Origin of the sequence: Nocardioides baekrokdamisoli (genome assembly GCF_003945325.1) — a bacterium.
In the GTDB taxonomy this organism is placed as follows: domain Bacteria; phylum Actinomycetota; class Actinomycetes; order Propionibacteriales; family Nocardioidaceae; genus Nocardioides; species Nocardioides baekrokdamisoli.
Window position 1 is genome coordinate 423384 of record NZ_AP019307.1, and the last position, 19725, is coordinate 443108.

Sequence of the window (19725 nt, forward strand, 5' to 3'; positions counted from 1 at the left end):
CAGGCCCGGTTTTGACGGAGTCAGCGTTGCAACCACACCTCATTTTCGAACATATGTTCGAACGAATCAAGAGGTGTCTCAGCCCTCGATCCTCATTCGGCGAGTTTTGCGCGCATGTCTGAGCTGAGGAACTCGAAGACCCCCGGCGCGAGCAACGCGGGCCTCAACGAATGATCCAGATTCTTCGCCCGGAAGACATCGCTCACCGTCACGCCGTGACCGGGCCGATGCACGACCTCGATCGCATCGCCAGCCTTCAGCACGCCTTCTTCGATGACACGTAGGTACGGCCCGGGTCGGCATTCTGCGGTGAACTTCTTCACCCACCGGCTGTTGTCGTAGCCGGAGAAGCCCATCCAGCTCTTGAAGTCATTGCACGGCGTACGCACGTGGCAGACCTCGAGGAGGACTGATCCGATCCGCCACCGCTCGCCGATCTCAGCCTCGTTGACGTCGATGCCCTCGGTGGTCAGGTTCTCCGCGAACTGCCCGTTGCGCAGTTCCACACCGAGCCGCTCGCTCCACAGATCGAGGTCCTCGCGGGCGAAGGCGTACACCGCTTGATCCACACCACCGTGATGGCGCACATGCGTCTGCGTATCAGAGGTGATGCCGAGAGTCGTGACGCGAACCGGTTCGTCGGCCGGACGCTTGTCCATCGAACTCACGCCCAACTCGGCCCACTCGGCCTTCGCCGACGGGCCGACGTTGACACTCAGGACTCGGGCCATGCCCCGATCGTGCCATCCTCCTTGGCGTTCTGCTCGAACACCGCCCGGGTCAGTTGCGACACGACCACGATCGCCAGCAGCGAGGCGACGATCTCGACACCGCAGACCGCGATGGCGATTCGATTGAACGACCTGAATGTGCCGAGGTCACCGACCTTGACCTTCTCGGACAGGAGTACGCGCCCCAACTGTGAGCTCAGCAACCACACACCCCACCACCAACCCAGAAGTGCCGCGGACGTCCGAGACACCCAGTGGCTCCACAGATCACGCATGTTCTGGAAGGGCATCCACAGGTTCCCGATCGGGATGAACCACGATCCGGCGTGCCACCCAGGTGAGCGTCGGAGCTCTCCGGCTGGGGTCGCCTTGGCGATCTTGACCTGCCAGACGCACCACAGGATCCCTGCAACCAACCAGCCGACAAGTTCTGCATTTCCCAACATGCGTCGAATGTCGTCGTACCACTTGGCGTCGTCATACGCCGCCGGTGAGCCCTGCCGCACCTCGTTGAGGAACCCTCCGTTGCCCCACCAATGCACACCGAGGAGAACCACGTTGACTACGGCGATCAGGGCGACGAGGACTGTGATCGCACCGGCCAGGCCCCGGATCGCGGAGGACGGTCGGTCAGGAATGCGATCAGCGGGAGACGGCGGCGGCAGGGGCGGCGCGATCGGAAGATCAGACATGGCGCGGATCCTGCCACGCCGAACCGCCGTGCGTACCTACTTCTTCGGCTTATCACCCGCCGGGCCCGTGGGACGACAACGCCGCCACAAAGGCCTCCTGCGGTACCTCGACGCGGCCGACCATCTTCATCCGCTTCTTGCCTTCCTTCTGCTTCTCCAGCAGCTTCCGCTTACGCGAAATGTCGCCGCCGTAGCATTTGGCAAGGACGTCCTTGCGGATCGCACGGATGGTTTCGCGGGCGATCACGCGGGCACCGATGGCGGCCTGGATCGGCACCTCGAACTGCTGCCGCGGGATGAGTTCCTTGAGTTTGCCGGCCATCATGATCCCGTAGGCGTATGCGGCGTCCTTGTGCACGATCGCGGAGAACGCATCGACCGGCTCTCCCTGCAGCAGGATGTCGACCTTCACCAGGTCGGAGGCCTGGTCACCGCTCAACTCGTAGTTGAGCGAGGCGTACCCCTTGGTCTTGGACTTGAGCTGGTCGAAGAAATCGAACGCGATCTCGCCCATCGGCAACGTGTAGCGCATCTCGACCCGGTCCTCGGAGAGGTAGTCCATGCCGAGCAGGGTGCCGCGCTTCAGTTGGCACAGCTCCATGATCGTGCCGATGTAGTCCGACGGCGACAGGATCGTCGCGTTCACGACCGGCTCGCGCACCTCGGCGACCTTGCCGTCCGGGTATTCCGACGGGTTCGTCACCGTCACCTGCGACCCGTCGTCGAGCTTGACCTCGTAGACGACGTTGGGCGCGGTCGAGATCAGATCGAGGTTGAACTCCCGCTCAAGCCGCTCACGAGTGATCTCCATGTGCAGCAAGCCGAGGAAGCCGCACCGGAAACCGAATCCGAGCGCCCCGGAGGTCTCCGGCTCGAACGTCAGCGCTGCGTCGTTGAGCTGCAGCTTCTCCAGCGCCTCACGCAGCGTCGGGTAGTCATCCCCGTCGATCGGATACAGACCGGCGAACACCATCGGGTTGGGGTGCTCGTACCCGCCCAGGCTTTCCGTCGCCTGCCGTGCGTTGTTGGTGACCGTGTCACCCACGCGGGACTGGCGTACGTCCTTCACCCCGGTGATCAGGTAGCCGGTCTCGCCGACGCCGATGTGGTCGGCCTTGATCGGCTCCGGGCTGATCACGCCGAGTTCGAGCATCTCGTGCGTCGCACCGGTCGACATCATCTTGATCCGGTCGCGGTGGGTGAGTTTGCCGTCGAAGACACGGACGTACGTGACGACGCCGCGGTAGGTGTCGTAGACCGAGTCGAAGATGAGGGCACGGGCTGGAGCATCGGGGTCACCGGTCGGCGCTGGGACAGACGCGACGATCTCGTTGAGCAGTTCCTCGACACCGAGTCCGGTCTTCGCGCTGGTGAGCAGGACGTCCTCGGGCTCGCAGCCGACGAGGTTGGCGAGCTCGAGCGCGTACTTCTCGATGTTCGCGCTCGGAAGGTCGATCTTGTTGAGCACCGGGATGATGTGCAGATCCGCACCCATGGCCAGGTAGAGGTTGGCGAGCGTCTGCGCCTCGATGCCCTGGGCTGCATCGACCAGCAGGATCGCCGCCTCACACGCCTGCAGACTGCGGCTCACCTCGTAGGTGAAGTCGACGTGTCCGGGCGTGTCGATCATGTTGAGGACGAAGGTCTTGCCCTTGTCCGCGCCGCCGGTGACCGTCCAGGGCATCCGGACAGCCTGCGACTTGATGGTGATGCCGCGCTCGCGCTCGATGTCCATCCGGTCGAGGTACTGAGCCTTCGCGTCCCGGTCCGAGAGGACCCCGGTGAGCTGCAGCATGCGGTCCGCGAGGGTCGACTTGCCGTGGTCGATGTGGGCGATGATGCAGAAGTTGCGAATGATCGCCGGATCGGTGGACCCTGGACGGGGTGCAGCCGCGTTCATTCACAACCTCCGAAAATTGGACCGGACGATTGCGCGATCACGGCGCTCGTCGCACGTGCTCAAACGTTCTCTTTCCGGACTTCTACGCACGGATTCTTCCACGGCGGACAGCAGATCCACCGATCGCGGGCTACCGGCCAGTGACGGGGCCACAATCGGGCCCCTCCACCTCGCGACGCGCCGAGATGCGGCGTGTCGGCGCGAGTGGCACAGCTGCGCGCGGCCCCAGCGGACGGATGCGAACCGCAGGCTGAGTTGCTGAGCGCCTGCCAGACTCTCCACCGTGATCGTGAACGCCATCCCGTACGGGCGCACCGCCCGACGACTGGAGTGGGCGCACTTGCCTCCGGCCGTACGCGGGGTGATCGAGCAACGGATCGGCTCGAAGATCGTGGTCACCGAATCACGTACCGGCGGCTTCACCCCCGGATTCGCCTCGCTGGTCGTGTCCGCTGCCGGGACCACCCACTTCGTGAAGGCTGCCTCGCTGGTCGCGCAGCGGCCGATCGCGGAGGCCTACCGGGCCGAAGGGCGTGCGCTGCGGACCCTGCCCCCGGGCGTCGCGGTGCCCCGGTTGCAGTGGATGTACGACGCCGACGACTGGGTCGTGCTGTGCATCGACCCGGCTGATGGCGACCAGACGCCGCGCCCCTGGACGGAGGCCGACGTACGCACGGCGTCGAACACACTCGTGACGCTTGCCGAGGCACTCACTCCGGCGCCCGGGCTCGGCGTCGCCGACTTCGCCGACGCGTACGCGGACTGGCCGTCGTGCTGGGACCACGTACGCAGGGCCCAGCCCTCGTTGCCGCATCTGGATGATGCAGCCGCGCTGGCCGCACGCTTCGCCGGTGTCACGGCCGGAGACACCCTGGTGCACGGTGAGGTACGCGACGACAACCTGATCTTCATCGACGACGACACAGTCATGGTGTGCGACTGGAAGTGGCCGTCACGGGGGGCGAACTGGATCGACTCGCTGATGCTGTTGATCGGCCCCCGCCACGACGGGTTCGACGTCAACATGCACATGGCGAGCCATCCACTGCTGGCTCAGGTCCCGAGCGAGTCGATCGACATCGTGCTGGCTCTGCTGGCCGGCTACTACTTCCGGGCGGCCGACCAACCCGCACCTGCGTCCTCGAAGCACCTGCGCAGCGCTGCGATCGAGCACCGGGACGCACTCTGGAATTGGTTGTCTGAACGGCGCGGCTGGTAATCTCGGTCCTCGCGTGATTCGTAGGCCTCTCCCCTCTGATTCCCCGAGGGGCCGGATGAGGCTCGCGACCCGCAAACAGACGTTCAGAAGAGGATTCACATGGCGAACATCAAGTCGCAGATCAAGCGCAACAAGCAGAACGAGAAGGCTCACGAGCGCAACAAGGCCGTGAAGTCGGGTCTCAAGACCGCGATCCGCAAGTTCCGTACCGCCGCGGACGCCGGCGACGAGAACGCCGTGGCTCTGGCCGCCGCCGCGAACCGCCTGCTCGACAAGGCTGTGTCGAAGGGCGTCATTCACCAGAACCAGGCTGCCAACCGCAAGTCCTCGATCTCGAAGAAGGCTGCGTCGCTCTGATCTGAGCCACCATGCATGAGAAGGCCGGTCCCCTCGGGGGCCGGCCTTCTGCTTTCTAGTGCCCGTCTCTCAGAGCCGCGACGGTGAGCACCAACCGCTCCAGCACGTACGTCCCGTCGGCGGTGTTGCCCTTGGCATCTGCATCGGCCTGCGCGATCGCGCGTACGGCTTGCGCAATGCCCCCGGGAGTCCACCCGCGGGCAATACCGGCGACCTGACGGACCTTCCAGTCCGGCACGTTCCGGTCGCGTCGCCCAGCGACGTGGTTGGCGACCGTACGCGCCTGCCCCGCGACTGCGGACAGGATGTAGACCGGCGACGAGCCGGTGTTGAGGGCCCAGCGGATCTCCTCGAACGCCTTGGCCCGCTGACCCGACATGATGGCGTCGGCGATGACGTAGTTCTTCACCTCGGCGCGTCCGCCGAAGTACTGCCGCACGCGATCCTCGGTGATCGCCTCGCCCGGGAAGTCGTCCACGAGTTGGCTGGCCGCTGAAGCCAGCCCGCGCAGGTCCTGTCCGACCGCTTCGATGAGCAGTTCGACCGCGCCCGGATCGATGCGTCCGCCGGCACCGCGGACCTCTGACGTCACGAATCCGACGTACTCACGTGGCTTCGGCTCAGCGGCAACGGTCTCGCTGACCGCTGCCAACTTGCGCAGCTTGCCAAGAACTCCCGAACCCTTCTGCCCCCCGGAGTGCACGAGCACGAGGGCGATGTCGTCGGCAGGCTCTGCGGCGTACGCCAGCAGGCTTGCGACGGCCTCGTCGGACAGGTTCTCGAGTTGACGCACGATCACGCACCGGACGCTGGAGAAGAGCGAGGGCGCCGCCACATCCTCGATCGAGGACAGGTCGTCGGCGCCGACCTCGGAGATCTCGACATCCGGGTCGACCGTACGCACGGCCTTGCGAGCATCGGCCACCGCCCGCTCGGCCAGGAATTCGGCCGAGCCCGTGATCAGCAGCACCCGTCCCAGCGGGTTGGTGGCGATCGGCGGCATGGGTCAACCCTGTCATACGGCTCCGACGGTTTCGCGTTGCCTCAGCAGGTGCGACACAGCGCCTCCGGCTTCCCCTGGCGTACGACGACCGCAACCTCACCGGACTCGTCAGTACGCACCACCCGAGCTCCGGAACGGCTCAGGAGGTCAAGGGTCGACCGCGCCGGATGTCCGTAGTCGTTCCCCGCGCCGACGGAGATGATTGCCACCGCGGCGCCGAGCGACTGCAGCCACGGTCCGTCCTGGTACCGACTGCCGTGATGCGGCACTTTCAGCACGTCGACGTGCAGTCCCGGGACCCGTGCGGCGAGCGCAGCCTGTCCCTCCGGCTGCAGGTCACCCGTCAGCAGCAATGAGATGCCGGCGGCGTGCACGAGCATGACGACGCTCGACTCGTTGGCCGTCGACCCGTCACCGGGTCCTGCCGTCGCCGCATCCGGCAGCGGCCACAGGACGTCCAGGCGTACGTCCCCGAACTCTGCGTGGCCGCCTGCCGCAGCCATCTCGGGCACGTGGCCGACGGCCTCGTCCACCACGCGTACGCCACCCGGCGGGTCCTGGAGCCGGGTCGTCCAGATGGCGTCGACCTGTCGCCCACGGAAGACTCCGGCGATGCCATTGACGTGATCGGCATGGAAGTGGGTGAGCGCGAGAAGGCGAACGTGCTTGATCCTCAGATGGGTCAGGCAGGTGTCGATGAGCGTCGGATCGGGTCCCGTATCGATCACGACCGCCTCGCCATCACCGGTCCGCAGCACCAGACCGTCCCCCTGACCGACATCGCAGGCGACGAGCACCCACCCGTCCGGGGGCCACCCGAGGACCGGAATCCTGATGGTCAGCACCATGACGCTCACGAGCGCCACCACGACGCCGATCCAACGCCGCCGGAGCAGCCGCGGGCTGAGAGCAGCCACCAACCAGGTGAGGACGACCAGACAACCGATCGCCAACGCGCCGGTCCCCCACCCGATCGCCGCCCGCGGGAAGTCGGCACCGTGATGAGCCACCCACAGGATCCAGCTCGCGAACACGCAGGCGACCGAGCCGATCCCGGCCCCGACGGGCGGCAGGACCAGTCCGGTCAACCCGGCGAGGAGACCGAGGATGGTGGCGGGCGCGACGGCTGGTTCAGCTGCGATGTTCGCGGCCACGGCCACAAGACTGACCTGCCCGGAGATCGCAGCCACGAGCGGCGTACAGGCCAACTGCGCAGCAGCGGGGACCGCGATCGCCTCGGCGACTGGACGCGGGAGCCACCGCATCAGCCCGTCGCGCCAATCCGGCCCGACGATGAGGATGCCCGCGGTCGCCGCGACGGAGAGCGCGAAACCCCACGTCCACGCCAAGGATGTCTGGAAGAGCACCAACGCGAGCACGGCACCTCCGAGGGCGCGCAGACCGCGGTCCCGGTCCGCCATGCCGATCAAGCCGATGCTGCCCATCACCGCCGCCCTGAGCACACTCGGCTCCGGCCCGGCGACCCCGACGAACGCGACCACCGCTAGTCCGCCGGCGAGCGTCAGGCCGCGCCCGCGGACTCCACAGCGGCGAGCCAGGATGACGACGAATCCGATCGTGATCGCGGCGTTGGTCCCACTGACGGCAGCCAGATGAGTGAGCCCGGTCGTCCTGAAGTCAGCCACCACCTGCGGTGAGAGGCTGGTCCGCTCGCCGTCGACCAGCGCCGGAAGCAGCGCACGTGGCTCCTCAGGAGCCGATGCCACCGAGCGCCGGATCGAGCCGCGTACGCCCTCCGCGGCCCGGCGCCACGGTCCCGGTGACGCCAGTACCGCCGGCGGCACGGACACCGACAGGATCGGCCCGTCCCCGGACTCGCTGATCTGCCCGGACGCCTCGATCAGCGAACCCGCCTTCACCTGGCTCCACGACTCGGCGCCCGAGATGAGTCCCTCGGCGACCAGGTCGAACGCCGTGCCACGTCCCTCCACCGATCGGAATTCGACCGGCATCACCCAACGGGCCGCGTAGCGACCGACGACGGCGTGCGGGGCCGCGGCGATCGTTGCGACCACGCGTACCTGTGCATGCGCGGCGGCCAACTCCCGCAAGGGTGTCGGCCCGCCGCCCGAGTGCAGCGCACCCAGCCAAGCGCCAGTGGACAGCGACATCCCCAGAACCACCGCGGCCGTCCATCGCCGACTGCAGGCGAGCAGGATCAGGAGCACTCCCGCCGCTGCGAACGCCCAGTGCGCCTTGCCGTGACCGATGAGGGCGCCACTCCAGGCAGCGGCAGCGACGGCGCACAGCCGGTAGTCCCTCACACCGACACGTGAGGCTTGATCTTCGCGAACTTCCCGGGGCCGATGCCATCGACCTCCAGGAGCTCGTCAACCGTGTGAAAGGAACCGTTGCGCTGCCGCCAGGACACGATCGCCTCTGCGGTGACCGGCCCGACGCCGGGGATGGCATCGAGATCATCGGCGGAGGCCGTGTTGAGGTTCACCAGGCCATCAGAGGCGCCCGCACCGCCGGGGCCGGTCGCGACGGCCGCCCCCACCACGACCTGTTGGCCGTCGGTCAGAACCGTCGCCAGGTTGAGTCCCGACAACTGATCCCGATGGAATGACCCTCCTGCCCCCTTCACGGCATCCACCACGCGCGCGCCGGCACGAAGGACGACGATCCCCGGCTTGCGGACAGTCCCTTCGACGTCGACGGTCACACTCGTCACCGGAGCAGCGACGGGCACCGCACCTGTCGCGGAACTGCTCCCGTGACCGGTCACCACGTGAGGCTGATGCCTCAGTGTCAGCCACGTCGCCGCAGCCAGGGCCACGCACGCGGCGACCACGACGGCCACCACATGCCAGGGCCCCAACTCGAACCGACCACGCCAACGCTGGGGCACCAGCGCCTCAGCGAAAGCACTCGGGCGAGCATCGACGTGGCGACCCGGCATCGGTATCACCGGCGGATCGTCGTACTCCTCCCAGGGCGGCGCCGAGGACAGCGGGTCGACGAGTCGCAGCTGGTTGCCAGGCATGTCGAGGACGCTACGAAGCACCTCCGACAGTGCTCATCACGCCGCGGAAGCGTGTGGATGACGACTCCGTGTCGACGACCTGTGGAGAGAAACTGGTCTAGACGGCCGGGGCGACCACCACGGCCACCGCCCCGGTGCCGAGATGCGCCGCCAAGCCAGGTCCGAACTCGATCACGCGTACCGGAGCGCCGAGTTCCACCCGATCGGCCAGCCTGGCTGCAACGGCCTCTGCGCGCTCGAGGGCACCGAGATGAGCAACGACGATCTCGACGGGTCCATCTCCAGCCGCCTCGACCGCCAACTCCTCGAGGCGGATCAGTGCACGAGAGGTCGTACGAACCTTCTCGAGCAGCACGACGCGTCCGTCACGCAGCCCCAGCAACGGCTTCACGGCGAGCGCCGATCCGACCAGCGCGGCGCGCGCGCCGATCCGGCCTCCACGGCGCATTGGTTCCAGGGAGTCGACGTAGAAGAACGAATGCGAGCGCGACGACCGCTCAAGCGCGGCAGCGGCCACCTGCTCGGCCGATGCTCCCCTGGCAGCAGCCGCCGCGGCCGCCATCACCGACATCCCCAGGGACGGGCCTACCGCGAGTGAGTCCACGACTGTCACCGGGATCGGCGACTCCGCCGCGGCCAACTCAGCCGACTCGGTCGTGCCACTGATCTTGCTCGAGACATGGATCGACACGATCGCGTCGTGACCGGCAGCCGCGAGCGAGGCGTACGTCTCGGCGAACGCCGACGGCGAAGGCCGAGACGTACTCACCGACTTCTTCGCTGCCAGCGCACCGATCACGGCCGAGGGCGAGACCTCTTCCAGACCGTCCGCGAAGGATTCATCGCCGACGACGACCTGCACGGGTACGACGGTCACCTCGGCATCGGGCGTCACCAACGACGTGGAGTCGGTGACGACGGCGACACGAGGCATGGACGGAGCGTACCGAGATCAGATGACGATGTTCACGAGCTTGGGCGCGCGCACGATGACCTTCTTCGGTGCAGCCCCAGCCAGGGCGCGTACGACGTCCTCCGAACCCAGCGCCAGCGCTTCCAGTTCGGCGTCGGTGATCGTCGGCGGCACCTCCAGGCGCGCCTTGACCTTGCCCTGGATCTGGACGACGGCGGTGACCGAGTCCTCGACGAGCAGATCCGGATCCACGGTCGGCCAACCGACACGGGCGACGGTGGCGGGGTGCCCGAGGCGCTCCCACATCTCCTCGGCCGCGTACGGAGCAACCATCGACAGCAGGATCGCGACGGTCTCCGTCGCCTCCCGGACCGCGGGGTCGGCGCCGCCACAGCCGGAGTCGATCGCCTTGCGGGTCACGTTGACGAGTTCCATCACCTTTGCCACGAGGACGTTGAACCGGTGCGACTCGACGAGCGCCTCCGCGTCGGCGATGGTGCGATGGGTCGCGCGGCGCAGTGCGACGTCGCCCCCGGTGGCACCCACCGGCGAGGTGACGTCCCCCGACAGGCGCCAGGCGCGCTGCAGGAAGCGCAGCGACCCGGCCGGGGAGACGTCCTGCCAGTCGATGTCGTCCTCCGGCGGTCCGGCGAACACCATGGTCAGACGGGTGGCATCGACACCGAACTCATCGATGACGTCGCCGAGGTTGACCCCGTTGCCGAGCGACTTGGACATCGCCTTGCCGCCGTTGATGACCTGGCCCTGGTTGAGCAGCGCGGTGAACGGCTCGACGAAGTCGAGCATCCCCATGTCGTGCAGGACCTTGGTGAAGAACCGTGCGTAGAGCAGGTGCAGGATCGCGTGCTCGACGCCGCCGACGTACTGGTCGACCGGTGCCCACTCGCGCGCGACGGCGGGGTCGAAGGGGCCGGTCTCCAGCGTCGGGTCGAGGTAGCGCAGGAAGTACCAGGACGAGTCGACGAAGGTGTCCATCGTGTCCGAGTCACGCTTCGCCGGCTTGCCGCACGTCGGGCAGGGCACGTTGACCCAGTCCTCGGCCGCCGCCAGCGGCGAGGTGCCGACCGGCTTGAGTGCCGCGCCGGAGATGTTGTCCGGCAGGCGTACGGGCAGGTCCTCGTACGGAACCGCGACTTCGCCGCAGTCGCCACAGTGGATGATCGGGATCGGGGCGCCCCAGAATCGCTGCCGCGACAACAGCCAGTCGCGCAACCGGAAGTTGACCGTGCCGGAGCCGGTGCCCGCGGCCTCGAGCGAACCGATCGTGGACTTGATCGCCTCCGCCTTGTCGTAGGGCGCATCCTCGTCGTAGACCGGCACGATCGCGAGCCCGAACTTCTCCGCGAACTCACGGTCGCGCTCGTCGTGGGCCGGCACGGCCATGATCGCGCCGGTGCCGTAGTCAGCCAGCACGTAGTCCGAGGCCCACACGGGGATCTGCTGGCCGTTCACCGGGTTGGTCGCGGTGATGCCGAGGTCGACGCCGGTCTTGGGCCGGTCAGTAGCCAGGCGGTCGATGTCGGAGGCCTTGCGTACGTCCACGAGGTAGTTCTCGAGGTCCGCCGCAGCCGACGGCGACGCGATCTCGGCAGCCAGCGCGGCGTCGGCGGCCACCACCATGAACGTCGCACCCGGCAGGGTGTCGGGGCGAGTCGTGAACACGGTGATCGATCGCGTCGAACCGTCAGCAAGGTTGATGACGAAGTCGACGTGCGCGCCCTCGGATCGGCCGATCCAGTTGCGCTGCATGGCGAGTACGCGGGACGGCCAGGTGTCCTGCAACGCGTCCATGTCGTCGAGCAGTCGCTGGGCGTACTCGGTGACCTTGAAGTACCACTGGTTCAGCTCGCGCTTGGTGACCACGGCTCCGCAGCGCTCGCACAGCCCGTTGACGACCTGCTCGTTCGCCAGCACCGTCTGGTCCTGTGGGCACCAGTTGACGGGTGAGTCCTTGCGGTACGCCAGGCCCCGTTCACGGAACTTCAGGAACAGCCACTGGGTCCACTGGTAGTACTCCGGGTCGGAGGTGTGCAACCGACGCGACCAGTCGAAGGAGACCGCATAACGCTTGAAGGACTCAGCCTGGGTCTCGATGTTGTCGTAGGTGTAGACCGAGGGGTGCTGGTCACGCTTGATGGCGGCATTCTCCGCCGGCAGACCGAACGAGTCCCACCCGATCGGGTTGAGGACGTCGTACCCCTTGAGCCACCAGTAGCGCGCCAGCACGTCGTGCAGCGCCATCACCTCGGCGTGGCCCATGTGCAGGTCGCCGGAGGGGTACGGGAACATCGTCAGGGCGTACTTGCGGGGTGCCCCCTCAGCCGCGGATCCCGCGCGGAACGGGTCGAGCTTCTCCCAGACCGGGCGCCACTTCAGCTGCAGGGCAGCGGGGTCGTACGACGGCTCTGCCGGGTGGGCCTGGTCCTGCGTCATGTCTCGTCCTCTACGCACCGGAAATCGCTGCCCGAGCCTATCCGAGCGAGGGCTCACCCTTCACACCTGCAACATTCCACGGATTCCCCACAAATGCTGTGAGGGACCCCGGAGCGTGACAAGATGGAGTACGCGTCGCTGGCCCGCTGGCGGTTCGGGTGCAAATCCCCCCCCATTGCACCAGTTCTCCTGGGTCAGCGACGTCTTTCATTTTGTGCGATCGCACAAGAACCCACTCCCAAATTGGCCGTTGACGGCGTGTTAACGCTGTCCGGTGGTGCGAGGCTCTAGGAGTACCCACCGCACAACTTGGGAGATTGAGATGACCGACATCCTGACCGGGACCATTCCCGAAGGCAGCACCGATCAATGGCGTGACAAGAAGCGCTACCTCTGGCTGATGGGCGTGATCATCCCCGCGGCCGTCCTGGGTGCCGTCGGCTCCCACGAGTGGGCGATGTCCCACAACGCGACCGCCTTCGGTCACGCGATCGTCTGGCTCGGGCCAGTCCTGCTCTTCGTCCTCGTTCCGATCGCCGACCTGATCTTCGGCCTCGACGGCGCCAACCCGCCTGAGGACATCATCGAATCCCTGGAGAACGACAAGTATTACCGGTGGATCACCTACCTGTTCCTGCCGGTCCAGTACGTCGGCTTCGTGGTCGCCTTCTATCTGATGGTCCACGGAGCGCACTGGAGCGTCGTCGACAAGGTCGGCCTCTCGATCTCGCTCGGCGTTCTCGGTGGCCTCGGCATCAACACCGCCCACGAACTCGGGCACAAGCGTGAGTCGGTCGAGCGCTGGCTGTCCAAGATCGCCCTCGCCCAGACCTTCTACGGCCACTTCTACCTCGAGCACAACCGCGGCCACCACGTACGCGTCGCCACGCCTGAGGACCCGGCGAGCTCGCGACTGGGCGAGAACTTCTACCGCTTCTGGCCGCGTACGGTCTTCGGCTCACTCAAGAGCGCCTGGCACCTGGAGAAGAAGCGCTACGCCCGCAAGAACACGCACCCGTTCCACATCGGCAACGACGTCCTCAACGCCTGGATCATGTCGATCGCCCTGTGGGGCGCGATGACGATCTGGCTCGGCGTCGGGATCCTCCCGTACCTCGTCATCCAGGGCATTTTCGGCTTCTCCCTGCTGGAGATCGTCAACTACCTGGAGCACTACGGCATGCTCCGCCAGAAGGTCGGCGAGGGCGAGAGCGCCCGGTACGAGCGGGTGAACCCGAGCCACAGCTGGAACTCGAACAACATCCCGACCAACGTGCTGCTGTACCACCTGCAGCGCCACAGCGACCACCACGCGAACCCGACCCGTCGCTACCAGGCACTGCGCGACTTCAAGGAGAGCCCGGTGCTCCCGACCGGGTACGCCGGCATGATCGTGATCGCCGCCGTCCCGCCGATCTGGCGCCGTGTCATGGACCAGAAGGTCGTCGACCACTTCGACGGCGACATCACCCTGGCCAATGTCCAGCCGGGCAAGCTGGAGAAGTTGCTGACGAAGTACCCGGCTCCGGTCGCGCACAAGGAGATCGGTCACGTCGACATCACCCGTCAGCAGTTCGACGACGGCGTCACGGCAGCTCGCTGCCCTGGTTGTGGCTACACCTACGAGGTCGCTGCCGGCAACGAACTCGAGGGCTTCGCCGCCGGCACTGCGTGGAGCGAGATCCCGAACGACTGGACCTGCCCCGACTGCGGTGTCCGCGAGAAGGTGGACTTCATCCCCCTGAAGGGAGCGCTCCAGTGAGCCGGATCGAGGCGGACCACGGTCTCTGCGAAGGCATCGGGATGTGCGAGACCACCGCACATGAGTACTTCGAGGTCGGCGACGACGGGTTCGTCAAGGTCCTCCAGGACTCCCCCGGTGCCGGCGACGAGGCCTTGGTGAAGTCCGCAGTCGAGGCCTGTCCCGTCTGGGCACTGAAGCTCGTCTGATGACCACCGCGCCCGGCCTGGTCGTCGTCGGTGGCTCGATCGCAGGCGTACGCGCCGTCGAAGGCGCTCGAGCCGCCGGCTACACCGGCTCCATCACCCTCATCACCACCGAGACACACCTGCCGTACGACCGGCCGCCGCTGTCGAAGGATCTGTTGGCGCCGAACGGGACGCTCGAGCCGCCGACGTTGCGTGATGAGGCCGCGTGGGACGAGCTGGGGGCGAACGTCCGGACCGGCGTCACCGCCACTGGGCTCGACCCGGTCACCCGGGTCGTGCACACCTCGGCCGGCGACGTTCCGTACTCCTCCCTCGTGATCACCACGGGGGGCGAGGCACGTCGCCTGCCGGGTGCGCTGACGATGCGGTCGTATGCAGACGCCAAATACGTCCGCAGCGCGCTCGACAACGCCCGCAGGGTGCTGGTCGTGGGTGCCGGGTTCATCGGAGCCGAGGTCGCAACGGCGGCACGTGCCCGCAACCTGGAGGTCATCGTCATCGATGCCGCCCCCCTCCCCCTGGGGCGCGCAGTCGGCGACATCGGTGGCGAGGCTCTCGTAGCTGTCCACCGCGCGGGCGGGGTCGACCTCCGGCTCGGTACGACGATCGTCGCGCAGGGTCCGGGCGGCGTCACGTTGAGTGACGGCACCTCGATCCGTCCGGACACGGTCATCGCCGGCATCGGCGCTGGTCCGGCGACCAGTTGGTTGGCCGGCAGCGGCATCGCGTTGCACGATCCAACGGGGGCGGTGGTCGCAGCGACCACACTCGCCACGAACCTGCCCGACGTCTGGGTGGCCGGGGATGCCGCAATCATCGATGGCGAACTCGGCCAGCACTGGGTGGCCGCCGCCGACCAGGGTCGGATCGCCGGCATGAACGCGGTGAGCCCGGAGCCGCAGGTCTGGAGCGGCGTGGCCTTCGCCTGGTCGCACTGGTACGGGCACCGGATCCAGTACGTCGGCGAGTGCCGTGGCGATGAGGACGTCTTCCTCGCCGGGGAGAGTGTCAGCGGGGTCATCCTCACGCGAGCCGGCGATCGGTTCGCCGGGGCGCTGGCCATCGACGGTCCGGGCGATGCGGCCAAGGCACGCCGTCTGATCGCGGCAGGTACGTCCTGGGCAGACGCCCTCGAGTCCTACTCCGCGGTCCCCTCGTTGGTCGAGTAGCCGACGGCTTTCCCGTGCCGGTCACGAATCTTCCGAACGTTCGGACGGTGACTGGGCGGCCCGTCCGAACGTTCGGAAGATCGGCGGACCCCTCATGTCGCCAGCCGAGGCGGCGCGAGGCCGGCTACTCCGCGCTGGCGAGCAGGGCGTCGTAGTAGGCGATCGCGAGGCCGACTGCTGACGCGTTCCCGTCGAAGGGCAGGCCCACCAGTTTGGCGGCCTGATCGAGGCGGTACCGAACCGTGTTCTTGTGCAGGTCGAACCGCTCGGCAACATCAGCCACGCTGCCGCAGGAGTCGGCGTACGCCGCGACGGTCTCCCGCAGGCGTACGATCGCGGGCTCATCACTGGCCAACTTGCCCAGCGTCCGGCGGACGTACGCCTCAGCAGCCGGGTCTGCAGCCAGCAGGGCGATCGCGGCGACGTCGTCGTACACCAGCACCCGCGGCGCCCTCGGCGCGAGCGCGAGCCGTTGTGCCCGGCGGGCGTCCTCGTACGCGGCGACGAAGCCGTCGACTCCGGCGTGCGGTCCACCGACCGTGACCCGGATCCCGGGCAGGATCTCGGCCCCGGGAAGGCCCACGATCCGGGCGGCGTCGACACCGCTGACCCAGCACCACAGTTCACGACCGCCGGGCTGTACCAGTAGCGGTCGAGGCGCGCCCAGGCGCTCGGCCAGGCGTACCGCCGTCGCCTCCAGATGCGCGATCGAGTCGGCGCCGTCGGCCACCAGGATGACGGCCACGTGCGACCCGGTCACGGCGTAGCCGCCCAGACCGGCCGACATCTCGCGGGGCTCGATGACGCCGCCGTCCAGGACGCGCTTGACGAGGTCGAACCGCTGCGCGTCGCCGCGCTGCTGGATCCGACGGGTCTCGTTCTGGTGCAGCAGGATCGACTGCTCGACCGTTGCGTCCAGCCAGGCACCCGCGGCACTCCAGAACCGGATCAGCAACTCGGCGTGGTCCAGGTCCTCGGGCAGCCCCGCCACGACACCGGTGGCGTAGTCCCACGCGGCCCGTTGCGCCATCCGGTAGGCGTTGACCAGCACCCCGAGGTCGAGTCTGCGCCGCGCCACCTCGACCGCGATCGCCGTGGCCGAGGGCACCAACTGGAAGCGGACCTGGGCCGATTCCTTGGCCGGCAGCACGGTCTGGACGAAGGTGCGCCACTGGTCACGCACCGTGTCCAGCAACATCGTGGCCAGTTCCGGGTCGGAGGCGAGGTCAGGTGCCCCCTGGGCGACGTACTCGGCAACCCGGGCGACCCAGGCCTCCACGCGCTCAGGCTCCAACTCCCGCGCGATGAACTCCATGATGAACGCCTCGACCGCTGGGTCGCGCGGCGAGTCCGGATATCCGAATGCGATGAGTCGCTCCGCAGCCATCCCGCTCCTCGCACCCGTAGTCGTGCCGACGCCAGCACGATAGCGTCGGCACGTGCGTGCCGTCGTGTGTCATCAGTCTGAACTCACCGTCGAGAACCTGCCGGACCCGGTCCCAGGTCGTGGCCAGATCCTGGTGCGTACGCTCCGCGCCGGTATCTGCGGATCCGACCTGCACATGCGCCACCACAGCGACGAGATGGCCGAACTGATGGCTCAGGTCGGGTACGACACCGGGATCCGTCCCGAGCAGCACGTGGTCATGGGGCACGAGTTCGTCGCCGAGGTGGTCGCGTACGGTCCCGGTTGCCGCAAGCCCTGGAAGCCGGGAACTCGCGTCGTGTCTGTCCCGATGACGCGGGACGAGGACGGTGTCCACATGATCGGGTACGACGAGGCCAGCCCGGGCGCGTACGGCGATCTGTTCCTCGTCCATGAGGACTTCACCTTCGAGGTGCCGGACTCGGTGAGCACCGATGACGCCGCCTTCACCGAGCCCCTGGCCGTCGGTTGGCATGCCGTACGCCGCGGACAGGTGGGCCGTGGCCAGAGCGCTGTGGTGATCGGCTGCGGCCCGATCGGTCTCGCGGTGATCCTGATGCTCAAGGCGCAGGGCGTACGCCACGTCGTGGCCTCGGACTTCTCTCCCGCCCGTCGCGACCTGGCTCGCGAGTGCGGCGCGGACATCGTGGTCGACCCGCGCGACTCCTCGCCCTGGGATCACATCAAGGTGCCGGCCGCGATGCGGTCGGTGCCAGAGCTCGCCGACTGGGGATTCGCGGCGATGTCCAAGGTGCGCCGGGTGCCGATGCTGCCGTGGGAGCGGCTCATCCGCGTCGGTGAGCTGGCCGGCGCCTCCCCCTCGGGCCCGGTGGTCTTCGAGTGTGTCGGTGTCCCGGGGGTGCTCAGCGAGATCATCGATGCGGTCCCGATGCGTTCACGCGTGGTGGTCGTCGGTGTCTGCATGCAGCCCGACACGTACCGTCCGGCGATGGCGATCCAGAAGGAGACCGAACTTCGGTATGTCTTCGCCTACGACCCGGGTGAGTTCGCCGACACGCTCCGGATGCTGGCTGCGAAGAAGGTCGACCCCCGACCGCTGCATACCGCCACTGTGGGACTCGACGGCGTTGCCGCAGCCTTCGACGCCCTGCGAGACCCCGAACGTCACGCCAAGATCCTCGTTGACCCCACCCTGAGCGGAGCCGAACTATGACCGACGCCACCACCGCCGACGCTCGCCTGCGCCGGGCCTTCCACGCGAGCGGCCCGCACCGGACGCTCCACGCCAAGGGCACGTACGCCTCCGGCACCTTCACTGCCGCGCCGCGCTCGGCGGAGCTCGGCATCGCGGCGCATCTGCAGGGCTCCCCCGTTCCGGTACTGGTCCGGTTCTCCAACGGCAGCGGCAATCCGAAGTCACCCGACAAGGCACCGGACGTACGTGGGATGTCGGTGTCGTTCAGGACCGAGACGGGCGCCACCGATCTGCTCGGCCAGACCGCGCCGCGGTTCCCGGTGAAGGACCCCGGGAAGTTCGTCGAGATGACCGAAGCCGTGGCGGCGCACTCCAAGCCGTGGAAGCTCGCCGCCTTCCTGGCCAGGAACCCCAGCGTCCTCGGCCCTCTGGCCGCCAACGCGAAAGCCGGCGCCATCAAGCCGCCGAAGTCGTTCGCGGAGGCGACGTACTACCCCGTGCACGCGTACGCCTGGATCGCCCCCGACGGCAGCCGGCGTTGGGTGCGTTACATCTGGCGTCCGGTCGATGCGGCTGCTGCGGCGACGCCGACCGGAGCCAACTGGCTGGTCGAGGAACTGGCCACCCGTCTGTCCGCCGGTCCGGCCCGTTGGGACCTCGAGGTGTCGGTCGCCTCCGAGTCCGATGACCCGCACGATCCGACGTCGCAGTGGAAGCCTGTCGAGACCTTCATCGCGGGCACGCTGAGCGTTGATGCCACGGCCCCGGACCCGGAGGCCGACGGCTCGATCATCGTCTTCGACCCGACCCGGATCATCCCCGGGATCGAACTGTCGAACGACCCGATCCTGCTCTTCCGCGCCGCTGCGTACTCCGCCTCGGCCAGTCACCGCGCCTAGCGCCGAGACCCGACGTTCGGCAGGCCGAGACCCGGCGTTCGGCGCAACATCGCCCCGATCAGCGTCCCGCCCAGGATGACCCCGCTCATGCACCACACCTCGACGAGCAGCGCGAAGCTCGCCGCGACCAGACCGTAATCGTTCACGTCCTCGGCGATCTGTGACGAGGCCACGACCTGCGTCACCATCGACAGCAGCATCAGGCCAACGCCGGTCAGCAGGCTCCCCGGCGCCAGCGCGCGCCACGACACCCGGCCCAGCAGCAGGAACCGCTGCGTCCACCAGATGAAGATCACCGAGCCGATACCGAGACCCAACGGGGCGATCAGACCGGTGATCGCCGGGGTCGGGTGGACCTTCTGCAACAACGTCGCCAGCCTGATCGACAAGGTGAAGAACGGAATGAGTGCGAGCACCCACAGCACTTGACGCCAAGCCTGCTTGAACGGTGCCTTCGGGAGGTGCCAGAAGATCTCAAGACACCGCTGCAGGGTGGCTGACGCCCCGGTTGCAAAGGCGATGCCCACCAGCAGGCCGAGGAACTGAGACCCCGTGTCGGCGGTCGCGCTGGTGAGGAACAACTGCGTGACATCCGCGCGTGCCGAGCCGTGCAGACCGAAGAGTTCGGTGAGCAGACTCATCAGGTCGGCGTGCCGGAACCGGTGCACCAGAGCCGCGGCTGCGACCAGCACCGGCGCGGCGGACAGTGCGAACTGTGCGGTGAGCGCGAGCGTACGCGTCCCCAGATCCGACCGGGCGTACTCGCGGGCGAACAACCGCAGGTCACGGCGTACGCGCCGAACCACGGCCTGGTCCGAGTGCAGCTCGATCACCACCCGAGTGTGCCAC

The 19725-nt window shown here is 67.6% G+C and carries 17 protein-coding genes; 7 read left to right on the forward strand and 10 right to left on the reverse strand.

Going from position 1 to position 19725, the window contains the following annotated elements; all coding sequences use genetic code 11:
- Positions 1-92: 92 nt before the first annotated feature.
- The 3 genes from KCTC_RS01935 to lepA are packed head-to-tail and all read right to left on the reverse strand — an operon-like array spanning position 93 to position 3323.
- Positions 93-731, reverse strand: a complete 639-nt coding sequence (locus KCTC_RS01935; protein WP_125566260.1) for an MOSC domain-containing protein — start codon at positions 729-731, stop codon at positions 93-95.
- On the reverse strand, positions 716-1423 hold the full coding sequence (locus KCTC_RS01940) for a DUF4328 domain-containing protein (RefSeq protein WP_125566262.1): 708 nt from the start codon (positions 1421-1423) through the stop codon (positions 716-718). The genes KCTC_RS01935 and KCTC_RS01940 overlap by 16 nt, the downstream gene beginning before the upstream one ends.
- Positions 1424-1475: 52 nt before the next feature.
- A complete protein-coding gene (gene lepA / locus KCTC_RS01945) occupies positions 1476-3323 on the reverse strand; it encodes a translation elongation factor 4 (RefSeq protein WP_125566264.1) in 1848 nt (615 codons plus the stop codon).
- A 283-nt stretch (positions 3324-3606) separates the two neighbouring features.
- On the opposite strand from lepA, the gene KCTC_RS01950 reads away from it, so the two are divergent.
- Both KCTC_RS01950 and rpsT read left to right on the forward strand, forming a co-directional pair.
- Positions 3607-4542 carry a hypothetical protein gene (locus KCTC_RS01950; RefSeq protein ID WP_125566266.1) on the forward strand — a complete coding sequence of 312 codons (936 nt, stop codon included), beginning with the start codon at positions 3607-3609 and terminating at the stop codon, positions 4540-4542.
- Positions 4543-4641: 99 nt separating this feature from the next.
- Entirely contained in the window at positions 4642-4899 is a 258-nt protein-coding gene (rpsT, locus tag KCTC_RS01955; protein WP_125566268.1) for a 30S ribosomal protein S20, read from the forward strand.
- Between the two features lie 55 nt (positions 4900-4954).
- Here rpsT and holA read toward each other — a convergent pair whose 3' ends face one another.
- The 5 genes from holA to leuS all read right to left on the reverse strand — a co-directional run bounded on the left by holA (position 4955) and on the right by leuS (position 12276).
- Positions 4955-5902 (reverse strand): DNA polymerase III subunit delta, encoded by a 948-nt coding sequence (gene holA / locus KCTC_RS01960; protein ID WP_125566270.1) that lies wholly within the window; start codon positions 5900-5902, stop codon positions 4955-4957.
- A 41-nt stretch (positions 5903-5943) separates the two neighbouring features.
- Complete coding sequence (locus KCTC_RS01965; protein ID WP_125566272.1) at positions 5944-8187, reverse strand: ComEC/Rec2 family competence protein; 2244 nt, start codon at positions 8185-8187, stop codon at positions 5944-5946.
- Positions 8184-8909, reverse strand: a complete 726-nt coding sequence (locus tag KCTC_RS01970; RefSeq protein ID WP_125566274.1) for a helix-hairpin-helix domain-containing protein — start codon at positions 8907-8909, stop codon at positions 8184-8186. The genes KCTC_RS01965 and KCTC_RS01970 overlap by 4 nt, the downstream gene beginning before the upstream one ends.
- A 97-nt stretch (positions 8910-9006) precedes the next feature.
- Entirely contained in the window at positions 9007-9843 is an 837-nt protein-coding gene (locus KCTC_RS01975; RefSeq protein WP_125566276.1) for a DegV family protein, read from the reverse strand.
- 18 nt (positions 9844-9861) lie between these two features.
- Positions 9862-12276, reverse strand: a complete 2415-nt coding sequence (leuS, locus tag KCTC_RS01980) for a leucine--tRNA ligase (RefSeq protein ID WP_125566279.1) — start codon at positions 12274-12276, stop codon at positions 9862-9864.
- A gap of 322 nt (positions 12277-12598) precedes the next feature.
- Here leuS and KCTC_RS15125 point away from each other — a divergent pair, with 322 nt between their 5' ends.
- The 3 genes from KCTC_RS15125 to KCTC_RS01995 are packed head-to-tail and all read left to right on the forward strand — an operon-like array spanning position 12599 to position 15395.
- Positions 12599-14038 (forward strand): fatty acid desaturase, encoded by a 1440-nt coding sequence (locus KCTC_RS15125; protein ID WP_125566281.1) that lies wholly within the window; start codon positions 12599-12601, stop codon positions 14036-14038.
- The gene (locus KCTC_RS01990) at positions 14035-14226 is read left to right on the forward strand and encodes a ferredoxin (protein ID WP_125566283.1); all 192 of its coding nucleotides are present in this window, start codon (positions 14035-14037) and stop codon (positions 14224-14226) included. Before KCTC_RS15125 ends, KCTC_RS01990 begins: the two co-directional genes overlap by 4 nt.
- Positions 14226-15395, forward strand: coding sequence for an NAD(P)/FAD-dependent oxidoreductase (locus KCTC_RS01995; RefSeq protein ID WP_125566285.1), 1170 nt, complete (start codon positions 14226-14228; stop codon positions 15393-15395). Before KCTC_RS01990 ends, KCTC_RS01995 begins: the two co-directional genes overlap by 1 nt.
- 124 nt (positions 15396-15519) lie before the next feature.
- Here KCTC_RS01995 and KCTC_RS02000 read toward each other — a convergent pair whose 3' ends face one another.
- The gene (locus KCTC_RS02000; protein WP_125566287.1) at positions 15520-16782 is read right to left on the reverse strand and encodes a PucR family transcriptional regulator; all 1263 of its coding nucleotides are present in this window, start codon (positions 16780-16782) and stop codon (positions 15520-15522) included.
- A 52-nt stretch (positions 16783-16834) separates the two neighbouring features.
- Here KCTC_RS02000 and KCTC_RS02005 point away from each other — a divergent pair, with 52 nt between their 5' ends.
- A complete protein-coding gene (locus KCTC_RS02005) occupies positions 16835-17995 on the forward strand; it encodes a zinc-binding dehydrogenase (RefSeq protein ID WP_125566289.1) in 1161 nt (386 codons plus the stop codon).
- Complete coding sequence (locus KCTC_RS02010) at positions 17992-18876, forward strand: catalase (RefSeq protein ID WP_125566291.1); 885 nt, start codon at positions 17992-17994, stop codon at positions 18874-18876. The genes KCTC_RS02005 and KCTC_RS02010 overlap by 4 nt, the downstream gene beginning before the upstream one ends.
- Here the strand turns inward: KCTC_RS02010 and KCTC_RS02015 are convergent.
- Positions 18873-19709 carry a YhjD/YihY/BrkB family envelope integrity protein gene (locus tag KCTC_RS02015; protein ID WP_164512432.1) on the reverse strand — a complete coding sequence of 279 codons (837 nt, stop codon included), beginning with the start codon at positions 19707-19709 and terminating at the stop codon, positions 18873-18875. The genes KCTC_RS02010 and KCTC_RS02015 overlap by 4 nt on opposite strands.
- Positions 19710-19725 lie beyond the last annotated feature (16 nt).